This is a genomic window from Kitasatospora sp. NPDC090091 (assembly GCF_044747365.1).
Lineage (GTDB): Bacteria > Actinomycetota > Actinomycetes > Streptomycetales > Streptomycetaceae > Kitasatospora.
This window is the reverse complement of the sequence record NZ_JBIVDY010000016.1, coordinates 62089-87308: the sequence shown is the minus strand read 5'-3', so window position 1 is coordinate 87308 and position 25220 is coordinate 62089. Positions and strand designations below refer to the sequence as shown.

Here is a 25220-nt window from a genome sequence, read left to right as displayed (position 1 = left end):
GCGGTCGCCGGGGCCCGGCTGGTGCACGACGGATCGGCCGCCCGCGGCGGCCTGCCGCTGGGCGCGCCCGGTGGCGGCGCGCGGCGCCCGGCCGGGGCTCAGTAGGACTTGGGCAGGCCGAGGGTGTGCTGGGCGACGTAGTTGAGGACCATCTCCCGGCTGACCGGGGCCACCCGGCCGACCCGGGTCGCGGCGATCAGCGCGGCCAGCCCGTACTCCTGGGTCAGCCCGTTGCCGCCGAGGGTCTGCACCGCCTGGTCGACGGTCCTGGCCGCGGCCTCGCCCGCCGCGTACTTGGCCATGTTGGCCGCCTCGCCGGCCGCCAGGTCGTCGCCCGCGTCGTAGAGCAGACCGGCCTTCTGGTTCATCAGCCGGGCCAGCTCGATCTCCACCGCGCACTGCGCCAGCGGATGGGCCAGGCCCTGGTGGGCACCGATCGGCGTCGACCAGACCGTGCGGGTCTTCGCGTACTCGACCGCCTTGCCGAGCGCCTGCCGGGCGAGCCCGAGGGAGAAGGCGGCGGTCATGATCCGTTCCGGGTTGAGCCCGGCGAAGAGCTGGAGCAGCCCCGCGTCCTCGTCGCCGACGAGAGCCTCGGCAGGCAGCCGGACGTCGTCCAGGAAGACCTGGAACTGCTTCTCGGGGGACACCAGCTCCATCGGGATCGCCCGGTACTCGAAGCCCGGCGCCTCGCGCGGCACGACGAACAGGGCCGGCTTGAGCTTGCCGGTCCGGGCGTCCTCGGTCCGGGCCACGAACAGCACGGCGTCGCAGTGGTCGATGCCGGAGACGAACACCTTCCGACCGGTCAACAGCCAGTCCTCGCCGTCGCGGCGGGCGACGGTGGAGATGCGGTGGGAGTTGGAGCCGGCGTCCGGCTCGGTGATGCCGAAGGCCATCCGCCGGGTGCCGTCGGCGAGTCCGGGCAGCCACCGGCGCTTCTGCTCCTCGGTGCCGAAGCGGGCGATGACCGTGCCGCAGATCGCCGGGGAGACGACGAGCAGCAGCAACGGGCAGCCTGCGGTGCCGAGTTCCTCCAGCACGATGGCGAGGTCGGTGATGCCACCGCCCCCGCCTCCGTACTCGGCGGGCAGGTTGGCCCCGAGGTAACCGGCCTTGCCGGCCTCGGCCCAGAGTTCGTCGGCTGCCTCGCCGGCACGGGCCTTGCCGAGGAAGTACGCGGAGCCGTAGCGGTTGCCGAGTTCGGCGACGGCGCGGCGCAGGGCCTGGCGCTCGGGCGTCTCGATGAGCCGGCTGCCGACGGTGGGCGTGGTGGTGCGCGGTGCGGACATGGGCGGTACGTCCTTCCGGGCGGTACGGGATTCCGGGGGTTCGGGTTGATGCGAGAGCCTCGGCCGGTGCGGCCGGTGCGTTCGGCTAGCTCGGGTGGTGCGGCTGGACGACGGCGAGCAGGGCGCCGAGTTCGACCTGCAGGCCCGGGGTGGCGCGGAGTTCGGTGAGGACGCCGTCGGCCGGGGCTGCGACGCGGTGCTCCATCTTCATCGCCTCCAGCCAGAGCAGCGGCTGCCCGGCCTTGACGGCGTCGCCGACGGCAGCGGCGGTCCGCACCACGGTGCCGGGCATCGGGGCCAGCAGCGCGCCCGGGTCCGTGTGGTCGGCGGGGTCCGGGAACCGGTCCAGCGCGGTGAGCACGGTGCCGCCGGTCGGACCGTCCACGTGGACGCGGTCGCCGTAGCGGGCCACGTCGTAGCCGCGCCGCAGGCCGTCGGTGGCGAGGACGACCCGGGCCGGGGTGGCCGAGACCAGCTCGGTGCCCGGGTGGCCCACGGCGTCCAACCCGGCGCGCCCGAAGCGGTAGCGGACCTCGAACTCGGTGCCGTCGGCCGCCGCGTACCGCTTGGTCTGCGGCTGCGAGGGCAGGTTGCGCCAGCCCGAGGGCAGTGCGCGCCCGGAGCGGCGCTCGGCGGCGTCGGCCAACGCGGCGGCGAGCGCGGGAAGTCGGTCCTCGGCCTCCTTTGCGTTCCGGTCGGCGAGGTGCAGGTCGGCCGCGTGCTCGGTGAGGAACGCGGTGTGCACGTCACCGGCCAGGAAGGCCGGGTGGCGCAGGGCCCGGACGAGCAACTCCCGGTTGGTGTCCGGCCCGTGGATCCGGGCCCGGCTCAGTGCGTCCGCGAGGCGCCGGGCGGCGGCCGCCCGGGTGGGCGCCCAGGCGACCAGCTTCGCCAGCATGGCGTCGTAGTGCACGGTTATCTCGCTGCCCGGCTCGACGCCGGAGTCCAGCCGCAGCCCGCGTCCACCGAACTCCTCGTACGGAAGCGGTAGTTCGAAGCGCCGGACGGTCCCGGTCGAGGGCTGCCAGTCCCGCGCCGGGTCCTCCGCGTAGAGGCGGGCCTCGATCGCGCAGCCGACCGACGCCGGCGGGTGCTCGGGCAGCTTCTCACCTTCGGCGACGGCGAGTTGGAGCGCCACCAGGTCGAGCCCGGTCACCGCCTCGGTCACCGGGTGCTCGACCTGGAGGCGGGTGTTCATCTCCAGGAAGAAGAACCGGCCGTCGGCGGCGAGCAGGAACTCCGCCGTCCCGGCGCCGGTGTAGCCGATCGCCCGGGCGGCGTCCGCCGCGGCCCGGTGCAGGGCGGTGCGCACCTCATCGGCGAGACCCGGGGCCGGCGCCTCCTCGACGACCTTCTGGTGCCGCCGCTGCAGCGAGCAGTCGCGGTCGCCGACCGCCCACACCGTCCCGTGTGCATCGGCCATCAGCTGGACCTCGACGTGCCGGGCGGTGGGGAGATAGGGCTCGCAGAAGACCTCGTCGGAGCCGAAGCTCTTCGCCGCCTCGGCGCGGGCGGCGAAGAGCTGGTCAGCCAGCTCGTCCAACCGCCGGACCACCCGCATGCCGCGTCCGCCGCCGCCGGCGGCCGCCTTGACCAGCAGCGGCAGGTCGGCCTCGACGGGCTCGGCGACCGCGTCCAGCACGGGCACGCCGGCGCCCGCCATCAGGCGCTTGGCGGCGGTCTTGGACCCCATCGCGGCGATCGCCTCCGGCGGCGGCCCGATCCAGACCAGGCCCGCGTCGATCACCGCGCGGGCGAACTCGGCGTCCTCGGAGAGGAATCCGTAGCCGGGGTGGACGGCGTCGGCACCGGCCGCCAGGGCGGCCTTCACGATCAGGTCGCCGCGCAGGTAGGTGTCGGCGGGCGCGGCGCCGGGCAGCCGGACGGCCGCGTCGGCCTCGCGGGTGTGCGGGGCGCCGGCGTCCGGGTCGGAGTGGACCGCCGTGGTGGCGATCCCCAGGCTCCGGCAGGTGCGGAAGACCCGGCGGGCGATCTCGCCGCGGTTGGCGACCAGCAGGTTGGTGATCACGTCAGGTTTCCTCGCATGTCGCGTGTGGCGTGTGGCTTCATGGGGCTCGGCGCACGGCGCACGGCGTTCGACCGGTACGGGCGTCGCGCGGGGCGCCGGTGCGGGGGCGGACGCCGTCACCGACGCCGGTCACGGGGCGCCGGGCGCGGGTGCCGTCACATCCGGAAGACGCCGTAGCCGCGGGCGCCTTCGACCGGGGCATTGTGGATCGCCGAGAGGCAGAGGCCGAGCACCGTCCGGGTGTCGCGCGGGTCGATCACCCCGTCGTCGTAGAGCCGGCCGGAGAGGAAGACCGGCAGCGACTCCGCCTCGATCTGCTGCTCGACCATGGCCCGGATCGCGGCGTCCGCGTCCTCGTCGTACGGCTGCCCCTTCGCCGCGGCCGACTGCCGCGCCACGATCGACAGCACACCGGCCAGCTGCTGCGGGCCCATCACCGCCGACTTGGCGCTCGGCCAGGCGAACAGGAACCGCGGCTCGTACGCCCGCCCGCACATGCCGTAGTGGCCGGCCCCGTACGAGGCGCCCATCAGCACCGACAGGTGCGGGACACGGGAGTTGGCGACGGCGTTGATCATCATCGCGCCGTGCTTGATGATGCCGCCCTGCTCGTAGTCCTTGCCGACCATGTATCCCGTCGTGTTGTGCAGGAACAGCAACGGGATGTCGCGCTGGTTGGCGAGTTGGATGAACTGGGCGGCCTTCTGGGACTCCTCGCTGAACAGCACGCCCTGCGCGTTGGCCAGGATGCCGACCGGGTAGCCGTGCAGCCGGGCCCAGCCGGTCGCCAGGCTGGCCCCGTACAACGGCTTGAACTCGTCGAAGTCCGAGCCGTCGACGATCCGCGCGATCACCTCGCGCGGGTCGAACGGCACCTTGAGGTCGCCCGGGACGATGCCCAGCAGCTCGTCCTCGTCGTACTTCGGCGGCTCGGCGTGGACGTCCGGATCGGGGCCCGGCTTGCGGTGGTCGAGGCGCGCGACGACCCGGCGGGCCAGGCGCAGTGCGTCCTGCTCGTCCACGGCGAAGTGGTCGGCGAGCCCGGAGGTGCGGGCGTGCATCTCGGCCCCGCCCAGCGACTCGTCGTCGGACTCCTCGCCGGTGGCCATCTTCACCAGCGGCGGTCCGCCGAGGAAGACCTTCGCCCGTTCCTTGACCATCACGGTGTGGTCGGACATCCCCGGCACATAGGCGCCGCCGGCCGTCGAGTTGCCGAACACCACTGCCACGGTGGGGATTCCGGCCGCGGAGAGGCGGGTGAGGTCGCGGAAGAGGGCCCCGCCGGGGATGAAGATCTCCTTCTGGCTGGGCAGGTCGGCCCCGCCGGACTCGACCAGGTTGACCAGCGGGAGGCGGTTGGTGAGGGCGATCTCGTTGGCGCGCAGCGCCTTGCGGAGCGTCCAGGGGTTGCTGGCGCCGCCGCGAACGGTCGGGTCGTTGGCGGTGATCACGCACTCGACGCCCTCGATCACCCCGATGCCGGTCACCAGGGCGGCGCCCACCGGGTAGTCGCTGCCCCAGGCGGCGAGCGGGGAGAGTTCGAGGAACGGCGAGTCCTGGTCGATCAGCAGCTCGATCCGTTCGCGGGGCAGCAACTTGCCGCGCTTGCGGTGCCGTTCGACGTACTTCGGCCCGCCGCCGGCCAGCGCCTCGGCGTGCTCGGCATCGAGCTCGGCGAGCTTGCCGAGCATTGCGGCGCGGTGCTCGGCGTAGTCCTCGCCGGCCGGGTCGAGGCGGGTGGGCAGGACGGTCACAGCAACGCCTCCGGGATGTCGAGGTGGCGGGAGCGGAGCCACTCCCCCAGGGCCTTGGCCTGCGGGTCGAAGCGGTGTTGGGCGGCGACGCCCTCGCCGAGCAGGCCGGTGATGGTGAAGTTGACCGCGCGGAGGTTCGGGAGCAGGTGCCGCTCGATCGGCAAGTCCGCTGCTTCGGGGAGGAGTCGGCGCAGCAGATCGGTGGTGAGGGTGTGCGCGAGCCAGCTCCAGCCGGCCTCGTCGCGGGCCCAGACGCCGAGGTTGGCGTCGCCGCCCTTGTCCCCGCTGCGGGCGCCGACCACCAGGCCGAGCGGTGCCCTGCGAGCGGGGCCGGGCGGCAGCGGGGCGGGAAGTCCCGCGCCGGCGTCGTCCGCGGCGGGCACGGGCGAGGTGGCCTTCCGCGGCGCGGGCACGATCGCGATCCGGCCGCCGTCGGGCAGCACGGCGGTGTGCTCCACCTCCCCGGCGTCGACGTACGCGGCGGTGAACACCCCGTACGGCGAGCCCGGCCCGGGCGGGGCGGTGAGGTGGAAGCCGGGGTAGCCGGCGAGGCCCAACTCAACGGCTGCTTTGCCGAGTTCGCGCCCGACCTTGGCCGGGTCGCGGTCCCGGGCGGTGAGCCGCAGGAGCGCGGAGGCGCCCTCCTCGGTGTCCGCGTCGTGGTGGTCGGTGCGGGCCAGGGTCCAGCGCAGTTCGGCCGGCCGCACCTCGGGCGGCAGCGCCTCGTCCAGCTGTCGCCGCACCAGCGCCGCCTTGGCCTTGATGTCGAGCCCGGTGAGGACGAACACCACCTCGTTGCGGTACCCGCCCAGGCTGTTCAGCCCCACCTTGAGCGTCGACGGCGGCGCTTCGCCGCGCACGCCGTCGATCCGCACCCGGTCGGGGCCCTCCTGGGTGAGTCGGACGGTGTCCAGCCGGGCCGTGACGTCCGGCCCGAGGTAGCGCGCACCGCCTGTCTCGTACAGGAGTTGGGCCGTGACGGTGCCGGTGGTGACGGCGCCGCCGGTGCCCGGGTGCTTGGTGATGACGCTGGAGCCGTCGGCGCGCAGCTCGGCGATCGGGAAGCCCGGACGGGTGACGTCGTGCTCGTGGAAGAACGCGTAGTTGCCCCCGGTCGCCTGCGCCCCGCACTCCAGCACGTGCCCGGCGACCACGGCCCCGGCGAGCGCGTCCGACTCGTCGGCCGCCCAACCGAAGTGGGCGATCGCGGGCCCGGCGACCAGCGCCGCGTCGGTCACCCGGCCGGTGACCACCACGTCCGCCCCGGCCTTCAGGCACTCGGCGACGCCGAACGCCCCGAGGTAGGCATTGGCCGCCAACAACCCGTCCGGCATGCCGAGTTCGGCTCGGCGCGGCAGCAGGTCGTCCCCCTCCACGTGAGCGACGGCCGGATCCAGCCCCTGGCGCTTCGCCAGTTCCCGCAGCGCCTCGGCCAGCCGGGCCGGTGCGAGCCCGCCCGCGTTGACCACGATCCGCACCCCGCGCTCCAGCGCCAGCCCGAGGCACTCCTCCATCTGCCGCAGGAAGGTCTTCGCGTAGCCCGTCGCCGGGTCCTTGATCCGGTCCCGGGCCAGGATCAGCATGGTCAGCTCGGCCAGGTAGTCCCCGGTGAGCACGTCCAGCGGCCCGCCCGTCAGCATCTCCCGCACCGCCGAGAACCGGTCTCCGTAGAACCCGGACGCGTTCCCGACCCGCAGCACCGCCTCCGACGCCACAGCCCCACCTCCCACCGGTGGCCCACCACCCGCCACCCTCGCCGCCACCCCTCGCCGTCGCGCAGCAGCGTGGCACCGCGAGGAGAAAAAAGCAATCATGCCTGCTTGTTTTCTGGGCGAGCGGCTCCCCCGGCCGGGCAGCCGGGAGGTACGGCTACCGGCCGATGCTCCTGAGCTGGTCCAGCATGAGGTCCGTGTTCTCCATGGCGGATTGCAGCGATTCCCTGGCCCGTTCCAGCACCTCGGCCTGGGCGGCAGCGGCTTGGACGTCTTCGGCCTCGAACGCCGCGTAGAGCGCACCGAACGAGCCGAGCAGCACTTGCAGCGCCTCGGAGGTGTACGCGGTGGCGACCGGCAGCGGCCCGGTGTCCTTGGACTGGGCGATCACCTCCATCGGGCGGCCCGCCCGCCGGGTCTGCCAGCGCGCGAAGGCCAGCTGCTCAAGCGTGCCGTCCCAGGCCTTGGCGGACTTCAGCTGCTCGGCCCACGCGGTGTACTCATTCTCCTCGTCCGTCTCGACCTCATCGGCGAGCATCGCCTCCCGCTGCACTGCGCCCAGCAAGGCGTTGAGCAGCCGTACCCGGTGGATGCCGGCGCCACCGACCTGTGCGGCGTACTCGGCGTGCTCGGCCGGCGTGCTGTTGCCCTCGTACAAGCCCAACGCGGCCATGGCCGAAGCGATCTGTCCTACCGTCATCGGAGTGTCATCATTTGTCATACCGGCACGCTACCGGTCGCGGGGCCGGCGTGAGAGGCCAAGGCGCAGGCCGCTACAGCACCGGGCCGGCGAGCGTCTCGATCGGGTCCGGTTCGCCCCAGCGGCGCGGCTTGCGGGTGAGGGCCGCCAGCTCCTCGGGCGGCTCGCTCCCGTCCCGGACGATCGTCACGTAGGCCCTGGCCTCCTGGAGGCCGATCCGCGGGGCCTCCCTGCGCAGGTGGTGCATGGCGGCGGCGGCCCCGGCGGAGGCGGCGAGGCGGCGCACCTCCGCGGCGAGCGGGTCGGGCACCGCGATGCCCTTGACGTCCCGGAGGTAGCGCTCCTCCCAGTCGTCGTGCCAGTCGATGCCGGGGACCCAGTGGATGCTGCCGTCCTCCCGGTCGACCAGGTAGGGGCCGCCGTGGAGGGTTCCGCGCCGAGCAGGGTCGCGGGCGGCCTCCGGCGAGGTCCAGTAGGCGAGCCACCCGACCGACCGCTCCTCGACGGCGTAGACGACCAGCTCCGGAATCAGCCTCGCCCACTCCCAGGTCGGCAGCTCCCTGACCAGCAGGGCGTTGACCAGCTCGACCGCTCGCTCCTCGGAGATCACGCTCCCATCATTCCCCGCGGGTCAACCGGATTTCGGCACGCCCGCCCCTCCACGGCGAACGGCGAGCGCCGGCGGCGCGGCTCGTGTCAGGATGCTCGGCATGTCCGGTCGCGCACTGAGCTTCGGATCCATGGCGGAGGCGTACGAACGGTTCAGGCCGGGGTATCCCGCCCAGCTCTTCGACCTCGTGACGGCGTACGCGGGCCGTCCGGTCCGGCATGCCCTGGAGATCGGCGCCGGCACCGGCAAGGCGACCCGTCTGTTCGCCGAACGGGGGGTCGCGGTCACCGCGTCCGAGCCCGACGGGGCCATGCTCGCCGAACTGCGCAAGCACGTGCCACCGAACGTCAGGACGGTGCAGGCCGCGTTCGAGGGCCTGCGACCGGACGAGACGTACGGGCTGGTCTATGCGGCGGCATCGCTGCACTGGACGGATCCCGACGGCCGGTGGTCGCGCATGGCCGCGCTGCTGGAGCCGGGCGGTGTGTTCGCCGCGTTCGGCGGGCCGGTCCGGCTGTCCGATCCGGAGGTGGAGGACGCCGTCATCACCGCGCGGGCACCGTTCCTGGAGAGCGATGAGGTGCCGTCCCCGGACGGGACGCCGCCGGAGCAGGCCATGCAGTGGCCGGGCACCGAACTCCAGCGGTCCGAGTGGTTCACCGACGTTCAACAGTGCGTGGTGGAGCGGAGCCTGACGATGAGTGCCCGCGAGTACGTCGGCCTCCTCTCGACCATTTCGGCCTACCTCGTGCTGCCGGCCTCCGCGCGGGAGGAGGCCTTCCGCCGGATCATGGCGGTCCTGCCGGAGCGGGTCGAGATGACCGCCGACATCACGGCCCATCTCGCCCGTCGGCCACCGGTGGGCTGAGTCGTTCGCCGCCGGGGCTCCCCCGGCATCAGTGCAGACCCCCGGCTCTCCCGCGACGATCGAGGCCGGTTCCCGGCCCAAGATCACCGAGTAGTAGGCTCGCTCCGCAACACGACGCGAAGGGGAGCCAGTGGCGCGGGTTGCAGTGATCGGCGGGGGTATCAGCGGGCTGGGGACGGCGCTCATGCTCGGTCGGCATGGCCACACGGTCACGTTGTTCGAGCAGGACACCCGGGACGCCGGCGAGGACCTCGACCGGGACTTCTTCGACTGGAACAGGCCCCGGGTCCCGCAAGCCGTCCAACCCCACTCGTTCCTCGCCCCCGTACGCACGGTGCTGCGCGCCGAGGCCCCCGACGTCTACGCGGACCTGCTGGCCCGCGGAGCCAGGGAGTACCACGACTTCGACTGGTTCGGCGAGCATCCGCCGCACCGGGCCGGCGACGAGGAGCTGGTGACCCTGCGCACCCGCCGCATCGTGCTGGAGGCCGCCCTGACCGCGGCCGTGCGGCGGGAGCCCGGCGTCGACGTACGGCGGGGCTGCCGGGTGCGCGGCCTCACCTTCGGCTCGGGCCGGCCCGTCCGGGTCACCGGCGTGCAGGCGGACGGGGAGACGCACCGGGCGGACCTCGTCGTCGACGCGGCCGGCCGCCGCTCCCCGGTTCCCGCATGGCTGGTCGCCGCCGGCTGCCGCCCGCCCGTGGTCGACAGCCACCGCGCCGGGATCGCCTACCTGTGCCGCTGGTACCGCCTGCGTGCCGAGGGCCCGCGCGACCCGGGGCAGGTGAAGACCGGCTCGGCCGCACCCTTCGCGCTCGCCGGCGTCTTCCCGTCCGACAACGACACCTTCGCGGTGAACATCGTGGTCTCCACGGCCGACCCGACCCGCGGCGCGCTCACCGACCCCGCCGTGTTCGAGGCCGCCGCCCGCCGCTTCCCCGCCTGCGCCGCCTGGCTCGACCTGGCCCCCGAACCGCAGTCGGCCGTCCTGGCGATGGCCGGCCTGGACAACCGCTGGACCTCCCTCGCCGACGACGCCGGACCCGTCGTCACCGGGCTGGTCAACGCCGGGGACAGCCTCATCCACACCAACCCCACCCTGGGCCACGGCGTGGCCCTCGGCCTCCGTGCCGCCCAGTACCTCGCCACCCACGCCGACCGGATCGCCGCGGATCCGGCCGACTACCACGCCTGGGCCGCGCAGGCCCTCCGCCCGTGGTTCGACGCGCAGGTGACGGCCGACCGCGTCAACGAGCAGCGCCTCGCCGAGAGCGCTCCGCTCTCCGACCGGCGGGCCGCCGCCCTGGCCGCCTGTGCCTTCGACGACCCCGTCGTCATGCGGGCGCGAGCCCGGGTGCGCCACCTCCTGGCGCCGGCAGACGAGGCCTACGGCACCGAGGAGGTGGACCGGCACGTCACCGCCTGGCTGGCCGCCCGCCCGGACTTCACGCCGACGCACGACGGCCCGACCCGGGAGCAGTGGGACGCACTCGTCCCGGCCTGAGCCCCGCTTGTCGCCCCGGTGCCCCCTCGGGGGACGCCGGGGGCGGGGGCACCGGCGGCAGTGGTGCCGGGCTGCCCCCGCGGCACGGCTGACGGGGCGACTACCGGCCGGTCACCGGGAGCCGGTGGCGCGGAGGGGGAACGACCCTCCGGACCGGTGCGCAGCCACGCACCCGCCGACAGCCCCACCCGAGGAGCCGCCGTGCCGCCGTCCACCCGCCGCCCCCCGCCGGCCGCCGCACCGGCGGCCAAGCGCTCGGCGCTGCGCACGCTGGGCGAGTGGTGCGCGCGCCACTGGGTGATCGTCATCGTGCTGTGGATCGTCGCCCTCGCCGGGGTGCAGGCGGCCAACAAGACGGTCGGCGGCTCGTACTCCGACGACTTCTCGCTGCCGGGGACCTCGGCGCAGCAGGGCAAGGACCAGCTGCAGGCGCACGTGCCGGCCGCCGCGGGCACCAGCTCCCAGGTGGTGCTGAACGACGCGCAGCCGCTCACCGGCTTCCAGACGCAGATCGGCCAGTCCGTCACCGCGCTCCAGCAGCTGCCGCACGTCCTCTCGGTGCAGAGCCCGCTGCCGCCCCCGGGGCAGCCGGCGCCGCCGGGCGGGCCGCTCTCCGCCGACGGGCTGACCGGCTACATCACCGTCCGGTTCGACACCAACCCGACCGAGCTGGGCGAGCAGTACCTGGACGGCGTGGACGCCGCCGTCGCGCCGATGCGGGCGGCCGGGGTGGAGGTGGAGTACGGCGGGCCGCTCGGCGAGCTGGCCCGGCCGGCGCCGGACGACCGGCTCAGCGAGGCGATCGGCTTCGCGGTGGCGATCGTCGTCCTGCTGGTGGGCTTCGGCAGCGCGATCGCGGCGGGCCTGCCGCTGCTGACGGCCCTGTTCGCGGCGGTCGTGGGCCTCGGGGTGCTCGGCCTGCTCGCCGCGCTGACCACCTTCGCCACGGTCGCGCCCACCCTGGCCACGATGATCGGCATCGGCGTCGGCATCGACTACGCGCTGTTCCTGCTCACCCGGCACCGCCAGAACCTGATGGACGGCGCGGATCCGGTGGCCTCGGCCGGCCAGGCGGTGGCCACCAGCGGCCGGGCGGTCCTGGTCTCGGGCTGCACGGTGATCATCGCGCTCTCCGGGCTCTCGGTGTCGGGCATCTCGTTCATCGCCAAGCTCGGGGCCGCCGCCGCGGTCACCGTGGTGTCGGCGGTGCTCGGCGCACTCACCCTGCTGCCGGCGCTGATGGGCCTGATCGGCCGTCGGATGGACCGGTTCTCGGTGCGCAAGCCGGTCGCGGAGACCGGCAGCGCGCCGGGCGAGGAGGCCACCGGGGTCTGGCACCGGTACGCCCGGCGGGTCGAGCACAGCCCGTGGCGGTACCTGGTGGTGGGCGTGGTGATCCTCGGTGTGCTCACGGTGCCGCTGTTCTCGATCCAGCTCGGCCACATCGACGACGGCGCCGACCCGACGACGTTCACCGACCGGCGCGCCTTCGACCTGATGTCCGACGCGTTCGGCCCGGGCTCCAACGGGCCGCTGACCGTGGTCGTGGACCAGAGCGCCGTCCCCGCCGACGCCCGGCCGGCGCTCCTCTCCGCCGTGCAGCAGGCCCTCACCGGCGTGCCGAACGCGGCCAGCGCCACCCCGCTGCAGACCAGCCCGGACGGCGCGGTGCTGTTCGACACGGTGATCCCGGTGGACCGGCCGCAGGACCGCAGCACCACCGATCTGGCCAACGACCTCGCGGACACCGTGCTGCCGCAGGCGGTCGCGGGCACCGGGGCGAAGACCTACCTCACCGGCAACACCGCGGCCCAGGTGGAGTTCCTGGACATCGTGTCGAGCCGGCTGCTGCTGATCATCGCGGTCGTGGTGGGGCTCGCCTTCCTGATCATCCTGGTGGTCTTCCGCGGTCTGCTCATCGCGGTGAAGGCGGCGGTGCTCAACCTGCTGTCGATCGCGGCCTCGTACGGCGTGGTGGTCGCGGTGTTCCAGTGGGGCTGGGGCGGTCCGGCGCTCGGGGTGTCGGGGACGGTGCCGATCGAGAGCTACGTGCCGATGATGATGTTCGCGATCGTCTTCGGCCTGAGCATGGACTACGAGATCTTCCTGCTCTCCCGCGTCCACGAGGCGTGGCTGCGGACCGGCGACAGCCACGGCAGCGTCGCGCACGCCCTGGAGATCACCGCCCGGGTGATCTCCTGCGCCGCGCTGATCATGGTGAGCGTCTTCGCCGCCTTCATCGTCAGCGACAACATCGTGATCAAGATGATGGGCCTCGGCCTGGCCGTCAGCGTGCTGATCGACGCCACCGTCGTCCGGCTGCTGCTGGTGCCGGCGGTGATGACGTTGCTGGGCGCGGCGGCCTGGTGGACGCCGCGCTTCCTCGACCGGGTGCTGCCGCACATCGACACCGAGGGCGAGGGCGAGGTCGCGGCGGTCGAGGAGGAGCGGGTCTGAGCCCGCCCGGGGTCGGGTACGGGGGCGGGCGCGGGCCCGCCCCCGCCACCCCGTCAGGCGAGCGGCAGGGCCATTTCGACCAGCAGGCTGTCCGGGTCCAGCTTGTAGGGCTCGGACTCACCGGTGAACTCGAAGCCGCGCCGCCGGTAGAAGGCCGTCGCCCGCGGATTCTCCTCGTGCACGGTCAGCACCAGCCGGCGCGCGCCGGCCTCGGTCCGCGCCCACGCGACGATGCCGTCCAGCAGGCGGTCCGTCACCCCGCGCCCGCGGCCGCGGTGCTCGGGATCCACCCAGACACCGACCAGCACGGCGCTCTCCGGCCCGGTGGTGAACGAGATCATCGTGCCGACCCACTCACCGGCCCCGTCCACGGCCACCAGGCCGATGCAGCCCGGCTCGTTGACCCGCGCCGTCCGCGAGCGCCACTCGTCCTCGCCGAACGCGAGTGCGGTCTCGTGGGTCTCCATGAACGCCATCGGGGTGTCCAGCAGCTGCGCCAGCCGCACCTTCCGCAGGTGCTCCCAGTCCTCGGTCCCGATCCGCTCGATCCGGTACGCCACGCCGTCCCCCACTCGTCCGCTGCACCACGGCCCACTGCCTGCGTCCCGGTGATCACCGGGACGCAGGCAGCTTACGGTTTCGACGCAGGCGCCTGCCCAGTGGACGGGGCCACGGCACCACGGCGACGGAGGGGTGCGGCATCGTCACTTGTAGCGACCGGTACGCACCGATACGCTGCTCGGCGTGATCCTGCGTATCGACCGGGCCTGGCTGCTGGAGATCGCCCACGAGCATCTCCGGGCCGATCCGGATGTCACGGACTACGGGACCCTCGCGGCTGCGGTGGCCCGTCATGCCGACGAGGTCATGGGCGTGCCCGTGTACGGGGAACTGCACCAGCGGGCGGCTGCCCTGATGCACCAGCTCATCCGCGTCCCGGCGCTGGAGTTCGGCAACGAGCACTACGCCGCCGTCGTCGCCGCCTCCTACCTGAGCGCCTCGGGGGTGATCGTCACCGCGGAGCCCGGGGCGGCGGTCGACCTCGCCGCCCGGATCCGCGACGGGCGGGCCGACGTCCGCGAGACCGCCACCGCCATCCGCACCTGGTACCGCTGACGGCGGCCGTCGCCGTCCCCGCGCCCACCGGCCGTTATTTCGATGGCCCGACCGGCGCGGCCGCTCCTACAGTGGGCGCGTTCGAGGACGAGGTCGGGAGCGGTCATGCGTGTGCACTACCCACGGACGCCGCACCTGCCGTGGTCGCCCGGGGCGGCCGCCGACGACGTGCGCACCGGGGACCTCTCCGGCCTCGCCGGCGCGGAGGTCGTCGTCACCGAGAAGCTCGACGGCGAGAACACCACGCTCTACCGCGACGGGCTGCACGCCCGCTCGCTGGACTCCGCGCACCACCCGTCGCGCACCTGGGTGAAGGCGCTCCAGGGCCGGATCGGCCCGCGGATCCCGGCCGGCTGGCGGGTCTGCGGGGAGAACCTGTTCGCCCGGCACTCGCTCCCCTACGAGAGCCTGGAGAGCTGGTTCTACGGATTCTCGGTCTGGACCGCCGAGGACCGCTGCCTCGGCTGGGACGACACCGTCCGGTTCCTGCGCCGCCTCGGCGTGCCGGCCCCGCGGGTGCTGTGGCGCGGCCGGTACGACGAGCGGGCGCTGCGCAGGCTGCGGCTGGATCCCGACCGGCAGGAGGGGTACGTCGTCCGCACGGTCGCGGGCTTCCCCCGGGCCGAGTTCGGCCGCCGGGTCGCCAAGTGGGTGCGCCCGCAGCACGTCCGCACCGACACGCACTGGATGCACGCCGCGGTGGTCGAGAACGGCCTCGGCCCCGGCGCCGCGCTCTGGGCGGTCCGCTCGGGGGCCCGCCCCGACGTGCCCGCACTGCACGCGGCGCTGGGCCTGCCTGCGGCCGGGCCCGCGGCCGGCGCCGCGGGCGGCCCGCCGTCCCGGGAGCCGGCCGGCCGCGACGACGAGGCCGTGGCCGAGGTGTCCGCGCGCCTCGACGAGCTCGGTCGCGGCGGCGACGCCCGGCTGGCCGGAGTCCTCGCCACGATGCTGCGCGAGGCCCGGCGCGAGTGGCTGGCCCCCCGTCTGGTCGCCCCGCTCGGCATGCCGTTGGCCCGCCGGGTGGCCGACCTGGTCGGCCTGCACCCCGGCCTGCAGACGCCCTACCCGGACGACGAGCGGCGCGCCGGCCTGGTGCGGCTGTCCGCCGCCGCCGACCTGGGCGTGCTGCACGCCGTCGCCGCCGCGGCCTGCACCGGCGCGGACGACCCGGCGGCGGCCCGCGAGCAGGTCGGCTGGTCCGCGCTGCACGCGGAGGATGCCGGACTGCTGGACGAGGCGCCGCTGGAATGGCTGCGGACCGGTCTGCGCGAGGCCCTGGCCGGGCTTCCCCGCGACGCGGCCGACCGCTGCTGGGCCCAGGCGCGCGAGACCTACGCCCACGGGCGGATCACGACCGTCGACGAGGCGGTCGCGGCCGCGTGGCGCTGGCGGGACGGCCGCTTCCCGCGCCTGGTCCACCTGGTCGGCCCGTCCGGCGGGGGCAAGAGCACCTTCGCGGCCGGACTCGCCGCCGACGGCCGGGCCGACACCCGGATCAGCCTGGACGACCTGCGCGAGGCCCGCGGCTCGCGGACGCTCCAGCGCGACAACGCCGAGGTGCTGCGCGAGGGCTTGGAGCGACTGGACGCCGCCCTGGCCGGCGGCGCGACCGCGGTCTGGGACGCCACCTCGCTCAACCGGCACCAGCGCTCGCTCGTCCAGGGCGTCGCGCAGCGCCGCGACGCCCTGGTCACCCAGGTGGTGCTGCTGGTCGACGAGGCCGAGCTGCTGCGCCGCAACGCCGTCCGGCCCCACCCCGTGCCGCCCGAGGTGCTGACCGGGCAGCTGCGCCGGTTCAGCCCGCCCTACCCCGGCCAGGCGCACCGCACCTGGTACGTCGGGCCGGGCGGCACCGTCGAGGACACCGCCGGCACGCTCGACGGAGAGGACGACTGATGCGCACCATCGAGCAGGTCTGCCAGCGCATCCGCTGGGACGCGCGGTTCGACCCGGCCCGGTTCCTGGTGGGCGTCCGCCAGCGCGACGGCCGGACCAAGACCGTCCCGCTGGAGGCCTTCGCCGCGGCGGGCGACATCCCCTGGCACCGGGTCGGCCACGTCGAGGCCGACGGCGTGGTGGTCTGGGACCGCGCCGCGGGCGTGGACCTGCTGGACACCCTGGACGTCGGCCGGCGCCGCGACCCGCGCCGGCTGCGGGCGCCCTTCTTCGCCGCCGTGACCCCGTACGCCTGGCGGCCCGCCGACGGTGCCCGCAGCGGCGGCTGGCTGCCGGCGGAGGCCCCGCTGCCGGACGGCGGGCCCGGCACCGCGGCACCGACCGACCTGCGGGTACTCACCTGGAACACCCTGTGGGACCGCTACGACGCCGACCGGATCGACACCGCCCGCCGCCGCCCGCTGCTGCTGGCAGCGCTGGCGGCCGCCGACGCCGACGTGATCGCCCTCCAGGAGGTCGAACCGGCCCTGCTGGCGATGCTGCTGGACGAGCCCTGGGTCCGGGCCCGCTACACGGTCGGCACCGACCCGGGCGGCCGCGACGTCGACGCCTTCGGACTGCTGGTGCTCAGCCGGCTGCCGGTGCTGGAGGCCGGCAGCCACGTGCTGGGCCCGCACAAGGCCGTCGCCGCCGTCACCCTGCGCACCGCAGGCACCCCGCTCACGGTAGCCGCCGTCCACCTCAGCAGCGACCACTCGCCGGACGGCGCGGCCCGCCGGGAGGCCGAACTCGCCCGGCTCGCTGAGGGGTTGGCGGGCGTCGAGGGTGACGTTCTGCTGCTCGGGGACTTCAACGACGGCCGCTCCGGCGCCGCGGGCCCGGCCGCCGCCCTGGGGCTGCGGGACGCCTGGTCGCAGGTGCACGGTCCGGCCGACGACACCGCGACCTTCGACCCGGTCGCCAACCCGCTCGCCGCCGTCTCCTCGCTCTCCGGCCGGGCGGCCCGGCTCGACCGGGTGCTGCACCGGACGGCCGACGCCCGGGTCACCGCGGCCGCCCTGCTCGGCGACCGGCCCGCGCCGGACGGGCTGTACCCGTCCGACCACTACGGTGTGGCCGTCGACCTCCGGCTCGGCGGTGCGGCGGACGGGGCGGAGCCGGAGCCTTCGGACGGTGCGGGGCGCGGCGCCGGCGTGGCCGTCGACGCGACGCCGACCGCGCGCACGGCGGTGGCGTGGATCCCGCCCGAGGAGCTGTGGCCCCCGATCCAGGAGCTGCGCGCCGCGTACGACCCGCAGCTGCACCGCTGGCCGCCGCACGTCAACCTGCTCTTCGGGTTCGTGCCGGAGTCCCTGTTCGACCGGGCGCTCCCGCTGGTGGGCGCGGCCGCCGCCGAGGTGGCGCCGTTCACCGCGCAGCTTGCGGGGGTGCACACCTTCGGCCACCGCGAGGACGCCACGCTCTGGCTGGACCCGGCGGCCGCCGACGGGGCCCCGTGGGCGGCGCTGCGGCACGCGCTGGAGCGCCGGTTCCCCGGCTGCCGCGGGCGGGCGGAGGGGTTCACCCCGCACCTGACGCTCGGGCGGAGCTCCGATCCGCAGGCGGCGGCCGCCGACTGCGCCACCCGGCTCCCGGCCCGCTCGGCCCGGGTGGGCGAGCTGGTCGTGCTGTCCCGCCGGGGCGACGAGCCGATGCGGCCGCGCGCCGTGGTGGAGCTGGGGACGGGCGTGGTGCGCCCGTGGCCCGAGGCGGCGGCGGACGACGCACGGGGCCGCCGGGCACCGGCGGGCGCAGCGGTGCAGGGCCCAGCAGTACAGGGCGCAGCGGTGCAGGGCGGGGCCGGGTACCCGCGGGCCGAGGACCCGCGGCGCACGGCCCTGGCCCGGCGGCTGACCGAGCGGATCGCGCAGGCGCTGCCCGAGGGTGCCGTCCACCTCGTCGGATCGCGGCGGCTGGACTGCCACCTGGACGGCGCCGACCTGGATCTGGTGGCGGCGGTGCCCGGGGCGGCCGACCCGGCCGAGCTCCGCGCCCGGATCACGGCCGCGCTGCCGGAGGCCCGGCGGGTCCGCGAGGTCCGCGGCGCCCGGGTGCCGGGCCTGCGACTGGCGGTGGACGGTCTGGACGTCGACCTCGTCGTGGTCTCCACCGGGGGCCTCGACCCCGCCGAGGCCGTCGACCGCCGTGCCGAACTGGGCGAGGCGGCGGCGATCGCGCTGAGCGCCGTCGGGGACGCCGAAGCGCTCCTGGCCGCCGTCGACGGCCGGCGCGACCGGTTCGCCCGACTCGCCCGCGAGGTGAAGGCCTGGGCCCGGGCGCGCGGTCTGGACTCCGCGCCGTTCGGCCAACTCCCCTCGCTCGCCTGGTCGGTGCTGGCCGCCCGGACCGTCCGGGACGCCGACGACCTGCCCGCGGACGGCCTGTTCGAGCACTTCCTGGCGACCTGGGCCGCCTGGGACTGGCGCACACCTGTCGCGCTGTCCGGCGCGGTGGGCGGGCGCGGGCAGGGGCCGGTGACGGTGCTCACCCCGGCCGCGCCGGTGCGCAGTTGCACGGCGCAGGTCGGCCCCGGCGGGCTCGACCTGCTCACCGAGGAGCTCTACCGGGCCTGGGAGGTCGCGGCGGAGGCGGCCGGGGCCGGCACGGACCCGTGGCCCGCGCTGCTCGCCCCTCCCCCGCTGCACCGCCGGCACGCGGCCTGGGCCGTGGTCACCGTCGAGGCCCCGGCCGCCACGTCGCCGGGGAGTACCTCGGGCTTCGAGGAGGCGCTGGGCGCGGCGCGCGGGCGTATCCGCGCGCTGCTCACCGCGCTGGAGGAGGCCGGGGCCGCCGACGTGCACGCCTGGCCCCGGCCGTTCGGGGAGGGGCCGGGCCTGGCGCGCTTCGCGGTGGGCCTCGGCCGGACGCCGCCCGGTGCCGACGCGCTGGCCGCCGTCACCACCGGGTGGTGCCGCGGCCTGCCCGGCGTCCGGGTCGACCGGGTGGAGGGCGGCGGCGTGCCGACGCTCCGCTGAGCGCACCGCGGAGCACACCGCCGCGCCGGCGCATCGCCGCACCGGCGCGAAGGGGCGCCGCGCACGGCAGGTACGCCGGGCGCGCCCGCCCGGCGGGTGCCCCGCCCGCACGCCCGCACCGGCGGGCGGCGCTCCCCCGGTGAAGTCCCGCTTGCGCCAAGGCCATTGACGAACGCATGACACTGACGCACCATCATGCTGGCGCGCCGCACTTCCTCCCAGTTCCGTCCCTACGGACCCCCCACAGGAGGACAGTCATGCGACTGCCCCGCCGAGGGAAGCCCGCCGCGGTCACCGCCGTCCTGCTGGCCCTCGCCCTCGCCTCTCCGCTCACCACCCAGGCCACCGCGCACCCGGCCACCGCCGACGCGGCCGCCACGGCCTCCGCCCAGGAGGACACCGCCCGGCAGTACGTCGTCGACGGCCCCCGCACCGTCGCCGAGCGCACCGCCGTCGCCGCGACCGGCGCCTCCGTCGACGCCGTCCGGGCCGACTCGGTGGTGGTCACCGCCTCCCCCGCCGAGGCCGCCCGGCTGCGGGCGCTCGGCTGGTCCCCCACCCCGCTGCCTGCCCCGCCGCAGGGCGAGGACCCGGCCGCGAAGTCCGTCGGCGCGGGTATCGACGACTTCCCGTCGGCCGACTCCGGCTACCACAACTACGCGGAGGCCGCCGCCGACATCGACGCCGTCGTGGCGGCGCACCCCGACATCATGAGCAAGCGGGTCATCGGCACCTCGTACGAGGGCCGCCCGATCGTCGCCGTCAAGATCAGCGACAACGTCGGCACGGACGAGAACGAGCCCGAGGTGCTGTTCACCGCCCACCAGCACGCCCGCGAGCACCTCACCGTCGAGATGGCGCTCTACCTGCTGCACGAGTTCGGGGACAACTACGCCACCGACAGCCGGATCGCGAACGCCGTCAACAGCCGGGAGATCTGGGTGGTCCCCGACCTCAACCCGGACGGCGGCGAGTACGACATCGCCACCGGGCGCTACCGCAGCTGGCGCAAGGACCGTCAGCCCAACAGCGGCAGCCGCAACATCGGCACCGACCTGAACCGCAACTGGGACTACCGGTGGGGCTGCTGCGGCGGCTCCTCCGGCTCCACCTCCAGCGAGACGTACCGGGGCAGCGCGCCCGAGTCCGCCCGGGAGACCAAGGTGGTCGCCGACTTCGTCCGCAGCCGGGTGGTCGGCGGCAAGCAGCAGATCACCGCGGCCATCGACTTCCACACCTACAGCGAGCTGGTGCTCTGGCCGTTCGGCTGGACCACCGCGGACACGGCCACCGGGATGACCGCCGACGAGGCCAACACCTTCGCCACCTTCGGCCGGACCATGGCCGGCACCAACGGCTACACCCCGGAGCAGTCCAGCGACCTCTACATCACGGACGGCTCGATCGACGACTGGCTGTGGGGCGCGCACCGGATCTTCGCCTACACCTTCGAGATGTACCCCGGGCCGAACGGGAGCAGCGGCTTCTACCCGCCGGACGAGGTGATCGGGCGCGAGACCAGCCGCAACCGCGAGGCCGTGCTGCGGCTGGTGGAGACGGCCGACTGCACGTACCGGGTGATCGGCAAGCAGCAGCAGTACTGCGGCATCGCGAGCTGACGGACCGACCGCCGATCGTCGATCGCCGGCCACCGGGCCACCGGCCGCCGACGGGCCACACCGGCCCGGGGGAACCCGGGCCGGGTGCGGGCGGTGCCGCCGCCCGCACCCGGCCCCGCCGCCCGGCCCCCACCCGGTCGGACGACCCCGCAGGTGGGGGCCGGACACCCGTCGTACGCTGAGGTCGTCCGGCTACCCCGCTGCTGCCTCCGCGCCCCGGACGCGCACAGGATCGGGAGGTGGGAACGATGAACGGTCCCCCTGGAGAACGCCCTTCGCCCCCGCCGGCCGCGCCGGCCGTAGTCAGCTCCCGGGCCGGCGAAAAGGGCCTCAAGACCGGCGCCCTCGGCCTGGTCTCCTCGGTCGCGATCGGCATCGCCTCGACCGCGCCCGCGTACAGCCTCGCCGCCACGCTCGGCATCATCGTGGTCGGCGTCGGGCTGCAGGCGCCGATCATCACCATCCTGGCCTTCATCCCGATGCTGCTGATCGCCTTCGCCTACAAGGAGCTCAACGCCTCCGACCCTGACTGCGGCACCACGTTCACGTGGGGTGCCCGCGCCTTCGGGCCGCGCACCGGGTGGCTCGGCGGCTGGGGGATCGTGGCGGCCGACATCATCGTGATGGCCAACCTGGCACAGATCGCCGGCGTGTACGGCTTCCGGCTGTTCGGGTTCGACGGCCTCGCCGAGAGCACGGCCTGGACCACGGTGGCCGGGGTGGTCTGGATCGTCGTGATGACCGGGATCTGCTACATCGGCATCGAGATCTCCGCGGCCCTGCAGCGCTGGCTGCTCGCCATCGAGGTCGTGATGCTGGTGCTGCTGTCGGTGACGGCACTGGTCAAGGTCTACGGCGAGAACCCGCCGCCCACGTCGATCGAGGTCGACGCCTCGTGGTTCAACCCCTTCGAGGTCGCCTCGTCCACCGCCTTCACCGCCGGCATCCTGGCCGCCGTCTTCATCTACTGGGGCTGGGACACCGCGGTCTCGGTCAACGAGGAGACCGCCGACGCCGCCCGCACCCCCGGCCGGGCCGCCGTGATCTCGACCGTCCTGCTGCTGCTCATCTACGCGCTGGTGTCCACCTCGGCCCAGGCCTTCGCGGGCATCGGCACCGAGGGGATCGGGCTCGGCAACGAGGAGAACGCGGGGGACGTGCTCTCCTCACTGGGCGGCGCCGTCTTCGGCAGCACCGGCTTCGGCTGGTTCCTGACCAAGCTGCTGATCTTCATGGTGCTGACGTCCTCCGCCGCCTCCACCCAGACCACCATCCTGCCGACCGCCCGGACCACCTTCTCGATGGCCGCGCACAAGGCCATCCCCACCGAGTTCGCGCGGGTCCACCCACGGCACCTCACCCCGACCTGGTCGACGATCGGCATGGGCGTCGCCTCGATCGCCTTCTACGTGCTGCTCACCGCGATCAGCGGCAACGTGCTGGCCGACTCGATCGCCTCGGTCGGCCTGGCCATCGCCTTCTACTACGGCCTCACCGGCTTCGCCTGCGTCTGGTACTACCGCAAGGTCCTCACCCGCAGCGTCCGCGACTTCCTGCTCAAGGGTCTCGCGCCGCTGGCCGGCGGCCTGATGCTGCTGTACTTCTTCTGCTACGGCGCCTTCGACGTCTACGCCGACCCCGACTACGGCTCCACCTCGATCGACCTGCCGCTCTTCGGCGAGACCGGCGGCGTCACCGTGATCGGCATCGGCGCCCTCGCCCTCGGGGTGGTGCTGATGCTCGTCCAGTGGGCCGTGCAGGGCTCCTGGTTCCGGCACCCGGACGTGCCCGTCAGCGTCGCCGATCCGGCCGACGCGCCGTAGGGTCCCCGACCCGCTACCGGGTCCGGCCGGCCCGGGGGCGCCCCTGCCCCCGGGCCGGCCGGACCGCTGTGCGGTCACGGGGTGAGCAGCGCCTCCTGCTCGGTGAGCGGCGCGCCGCCGGTCCACGGCAGGACCTTGCCGAACTGCACCAACTCGCCGTAGTGCGCCGGGTCCACGCCGTCGGCGACGACCAGGTCGAGGACGGCGCGGGCGGCCTCGGCCGGGGTCTGCGCCCCGCTGTAGTCGGTGAACCACGGCCGGGACGCGCGGGTGTCCACCATGCCGGGGCAGACCGCGGCGACCAGCGTCCCCTCGGCGAGGTCGCGCTCGCGCCGCCCGTCCGCCACCGCCCGCACCGCCGCGACCTGGGCCACCTTGGACGGAATGTTGACCCAGACCGGCCAGCCGGCCTCCACCGCCGTCCGCGCGTGGACGGCGCTGCGCCAGGACTCGACCGCGTACTCGACCTGCTCCAGGCTCGCCCCGTCGAACAGCGGCTGCAGCCGCGGCGGCAGGAACCCGAGCGTGCCCAGCCCGCTGGCGACGACGAGCAGCCGGCCGCCGGGGCGCAGCGCCGGGCCGAAGGCGCGGAGCACGGCGTGGGTGCCGCCGTTGGCGACGTCGATGAACTCGTCGGCCTGCTCGGCCTGGGAGCGGTCGGGCAGCAGCGGGGCGATCGCGTTGGAGACGACGACGTCCACGCCGCCGTGGCGTTCGGCCAGCTCGGCCGCGAGGGCGGCCACGGCGCCGGCGTCGGCGACGTCGAGGACGCGCCCCTCGACGCGGGCGCGGGTGGCGGGGGCCTCGGCCACCTCGCGGGCGGCGTCGGCGACCCGCCCGGCGTGACGGCCGGTCAGCAGGACGAGGTCCTGGGGTGCCATCCGCGCGGCCAGGCCCTCGACCAGGGCTCGGCCCAGGCCCTGGTTCGCCCCGGTGACGAGGGCGACGCGGGCGGGGCGCGCGGCCTCGGTGGTGTCCGTGCTCACGGTGGCGACGGTGCTTTCGGTGACGGCGGTGCTTTCGGTTCCTGCGGTGCTCGCGGTGTTCGTCATGCCCTCCACGCTAGGAAGCGCCGTTGCATGAGTCCAACGAAAGTCAGGCACAGGTGATATGCGTAGACGTCATGGACTTCACCGAGGTGTCACTGACCGCCCTGCGCGTCCTGCGGGCCGTCGCCGAGCAGGGCACGTTCACCGCCGCGGCCGCCGAGCTGGGGTACACCCAGTCCGCGGTCTCCCGGCAGATCGCCTCGATCGAACGGCTGGCCGGCGCCCCGCTCCTGGAGCGGCGGCGCGGCGGTGTGCGGCTGACCCCGGCCGGCCGGATCGTGCTGCGCCGGGCGGCCGTCGTCCTGGACGAGATCGACGCCACCGCCCGGGAGCTCTCCGGCCTGCCCGCCCGGGCCGGGACCGTCCACGTGGGGTGGTTCCCCAGCGCCGGCGCCGTCCTGCTGCCCCGTGCCCTGAGCGCCCTGCGCCGCACCGACCCGGCGATCACGGTCGTCACCCGCGAGGGCACCACCCCGGCCCTGGTGCGGGCGCTGCGGGCCGGCCGCGTCGACCTCGCGGTGCTGGCCTCCGCACCGCCGTTCCGGCCCCTGGACGCCGAGACGCCCGCGCTCGCCGTGCGCACGCTCACCGAGCGCAGCCTGCGCCTGGCCGTCCCCGCCGGGCATCCGCTCGCCCACCGGGATTTCGTCGACGTGGCCGACCTGCGCGGGCAGCGCTGGATCACCGCGCCGAGCGCCGGCGAGGACCAGCTGATGGGTGTCTGGCCCGGCCTGGACGAGCGGCCCGAGATCGCCCACACCGCCCGCGACTGGCTGGCCAAGCTGCACCTGGTCGCCGCCGGCCTCGGGATCACCACGGTCCCGGGCGTGCTCGCCCCGGCCGCGCCCGAGGGCGTGCGGATCCTGCCGGTGCGTGGCGGCCCGCAGGAACTGCGCCGCATGCTGCTCGCCCGCGCCCCGGGCCCGCTGAGCGAGCCGGTCGCGCGGGTCGCCCGCGCGCTCCGGGCCGCGGCGATCGAGCTGGACACGGCCCCGTGAGGGCGCTGCGCGCGGGGCGCAGCGCGACCGGGGCGAACAGCCGCCGGCCGGGGTGAACAGCCGCCGGCCGGGTGGACGGGGCCTACGAGGTGCAGATACCGCCGGGGGCGCGCAGGCTGGAAGGGCGAGGAGTGTTCCCCGTGGATTGGAGCGTGCCGTGAAAGACCTCAAGTTCGAGCAGAAGCGTTCGCTGTCCCGCCTCGAAGCCGCCGATCAGCTCGAAGCACTCGCGGCGGCCCTGCGGCACGGCGGCAACGCCGAGCTCGATCTCGGCCCCGGAACGATGACCCTGCGGGTTCCGGAGGAACTGAAGACCGAGATCGAGGTCGAGGTCGGTGAGGGGGAGATCGAGCTGGAGATCGAGTTCAAGTGGCCCACCGCGCAGAGCGCGGCGGCCTCCGGCGGCCACAGCGGCTGACCGGCGGCGCGCTCGTCCGTTCCCCGGCCGAAGGTGCCGCGGCCCGGGGTCCGGAGGTGATCCGGGGCATCGACGGAGGAGATCAGATGACCGGTGACGAGCAGCGGGACAGGTTGGAACCCCTGTCCGAGATGGAGGAAGCGGCCCCCGACGACCTGTTCGCGGGGCGGTCGGAGGGCGAGGGCCACCGGGCCCGCACCGAGGCGACCCGGAGCGCGGACAGCGGTCTCTACGGTGCGGACGACGACCTCTACGGGGGCCCGGCGGCGATGTCCCCGAGGCCGGCCCTGAACGAGGAGCCGGACGCGGGTACGGACGGGGACGCGGACTTCTGGTAGGCGCGCCCCGGACGCGGACCTCG

At 74.8% G+C, this 25220-nt stretch carries 19 protein-coding genes; 11 read left to right on the top strand and 8 right to left on the bottom strand.

Annotated elements, in window-relative coordinates:
* Positions 1-98 precede the first annotated feature (98 nt).
* From ACIPSC_RS26405 to ACIPSC_RS26380, 6 genes are all read right to left on the bottom strand, one after another.
* Complete coding sequence (locus ACIPSC_RS26405) at positions 99-1292, bottom strand: acyl-CoA dehydrogenase family protein (protein WP_400828539.1); 1194 nt, start codon at positions 1290-1292, stop codon at positions 99-101.
* A gap of 85 nt (positions 1293-1377) precedes the next feature.
* Positions 1378-3321, bottom strand: coding sequence for an acetyl/propionyl/methylcrotonyl-CoA carboxylase subunit alpha (locus ACIPSC_RS26400; protein WP_400828538.1), 1944 nt, complete (start codon positions 3319-3321; stop codon positions 1378-1380).
* Between the two features lie 155 nt (positions 3322-3476).
* Positions 3477-5075 carry an acyl-CoA carboxylase subunit beta gene (locus ACIPSC_RS26395; RefSeq protein ID WP_400828537.1) on the bottom strand — a complete coding sequence of 533 codons (1599 nt, stop codon included), beginning with the start codon at positions 5073-5075 and terminating at the stop codon, positions 3477-3479.
* The gene (locus tag ACIPSC_RS26390; RefSeq protein WP_400828664.1) at positions 5072-6715 is read right to left on the bottom strand and encodes an acyclic terpene utilization AtuA family protein; all 1644 of its coding nucleotides are present in this window, start codon (positions 6713-6715) and stop codon (positions 5072-5074) included. Before ACIPSC_RS26390 ends, ACIPSC_RS26395 begins: the two co-directional genes overlap by 4 nt.
* Positions 6716-6944: 229 nt before the next feature.
* Positions 6945-7487, bottom strand: a complete 543-nt coding sequence (locus tag ACIPSC_RS26385; RefSeq protein WP_400828536.1) for a DUF6245 family protein — start codon at positions 7485-7487, stop codon at positions 6945-6947.
* 73 nt (positions 7488-7560) lie between these two features.
* Complete coding sequence (locus tag ACIPSC_RS26380; RefSeq protein WP_400828535.1) at positions 7561-8097, bottom strand: hypothetical protein; 537 nt, start codon at positions 8095-8097, stop codon at positions 7561-7563.
* A 100-nt stretch (positions 8098-8197) separates the two neighbouring features.
* Here ACIPSC_RS26380 and ACIPSC_RS26375 point away from each other — a divergent pair, with 100 nt between their 5' ends.
* From ACIPSC_RS26375 to ACIPSC_RS26365, 3 genes are all read left to right on the top strand, one after another.
* Positions 8198-8965, top strand: a complete 768-nt coding sequence (locus ACIPSC_RS26375) for a class I SAM-dependent methyltransferase (protein ID WP_400828534.1) — start codon at positions 8198-8200, stop codon at positions 8963-8965.
* Positions 8966-9095: 130 nt separating this feature from the next.
* Entirely contained in the window at positions 9096-10469 is a 1374-nt protein-coding gene (locus ACIPSC_RS26370; protein ID WP_400828533.1) for an FAD-dependent oxidoreductase, read from the top strand.
* Between the two features lie 201 nt (positions 10470-10670).
* Positions 10671-12926 (top strand): MMPL family transporter, encoded by a 2256-nt coding sequence (locus ACIPSC_RS26365; protein ID WP_400828532.1) that lies wholly within the window; start codon positions 10671-10673, stop codon positions 12924-12926.
* 53 nt (positions 12927-12979) lie between these two features.
* Here the strand turns inward: ACIPSC_RS26365 and ACIPSC_RS26360 are convergent, their stop codons facing one another.
* Positions 12980-13486, bottom strand: a complete 507-nt coding sequence (locus tag ACIPSC_RS26360) for a GNAT family N-acetyltransferase (RefSeq protein ID WP_400828531.1) — start codon at positions 13484-13486, stop codon at positions 12980-12982.
* Between the two features lie 184 nt (positions 13487-13670).
* Here ACIPSC_RS26360 and ACIPSC_RS26355 point away from each other — a divergent pair, with 184 nt between their 5' ends.
* From ACIPSC_RS26355 to ACIPSC_RS26335, 5 genes are all read left to right on the top strand, one after another.
* Entirely contained in the window at positions 13671-14042 is a 372-nt protein-coding gene (locus tag ACIPSC_RS26355) for a fic family toxin-antitoxin system, toxin component (RefSeq protein WP_400828530.1), read from the top strand.
* Between the two features lie 105 nt (positions 14043-14147).
* Positions 14148-15938, top strand: a complete 1791-nt coding sequence (locus ACIPSC_RS26350) for an RNA ligase family protein (RefSeq protein ID WP_400828529.1) — start codon at positions 14148-14150, stop codon at positions 15936-15938.
* Positions 15938-18952, top strand: coding sequence for an RNA repair domain-containing protein (locus ACIPSC_RS26345; RefSeq protein WP_400828528.1), 3015 nt, complete (start codon positions 15938-15940; stop codon positions 18950-18952). The genes ACIPSC_RS26350 and ACIPSC_RS26345 overlap by 1 nt, the downstream gene beginning before the upstream one ends.
* Positions 18953-19209: 257 nt before the next feature.
* Positions 19210-20571, top strand: a complete 1362-nt coding sequence (locus ACIPSC_RS26340) for a M14 family metallopeptidase (protein ID WP_400828527.1) — start codon at positions 19210-19212, stop codon at positions 20569-20571.
* Between the two features lie 248 nt (positions 20572-20819).
* On the top strand, positions 20820-22394 hold the full coding sequence (locus tag ACIPSC_RS26335) for an APC family permease (RefSeq protein ID WP_400828526.1): 1575 nt from the start codon (positions 20820-20822) through the stop codon (positions 22392-22394).
* A gap of 74 nt (positions 22395-22468) precedes the next feature.
* Here the strand turns inward: ACIPSC_RS26335 and ACIPSC_RS26330 are convergent, their stop codons facing one another.
* Complete coding sequence (locus ACIPSC_RS26330; protein WP_400828525.1) at positions 22469-23446, bottom strand: SDR family NAD(P)-dependent oxidoreductase; 978 nt, start codon at positions 23444-23446, stop codon at positions 22469-22471.
* A 71-nt stretch (positions 23447-23517) separates the two neighbouring features.
* Here ACIPSC_RS26330 and ACIPSC_RS26325 point away from each other — a divergent pair, with 71 nt between their 5' ends.
* The 3 genes from ACIPSC_RS26325 (at position 23518) to ACIPSC_RS26315 (ending at position 25197) form a co-directional block, all read left to right on the top strand.
* Complete coding sequence (locus tag ACIPSC_RS26325; protein ID WP_400828524.1) at positions 23518-24441, top strand: LysR family transcriptional regulator; 924 nt, start codon at positions 23518-23520, stop codon at positions 24439-24441.
* A gap of 157 nt (positions 24442-24598) precedes the next feature.
* Positions 24599-24859 carry an amphi-Trp domain-containing protein gene (locus ACIPSC_RS26320; RefSeq protein ID WP_238864910.1) on the top strand — a complete coding sequence of 87 codons (261 nt, stop codon included), beginning with the start codon at positions 24599-24601 and terminating at the stop codon, positions 24857-24859.
* A gap of 86 nt (positions 24860-24945) precedes the next feature.
* The gene (locus ACIPSC_RS26315) at positions 24946-25197 is read left to right on the top strand and encodes a hypothetical protein (protein WP_400828523.1); all 252 of its coding nucleotides are present in this window, start codon (positions 24946-24948) and stop codon (positions 25195-25197) included.
* The last annotated feature ends 23 nt before the right edge of the window (positions 25198-25220 follow it).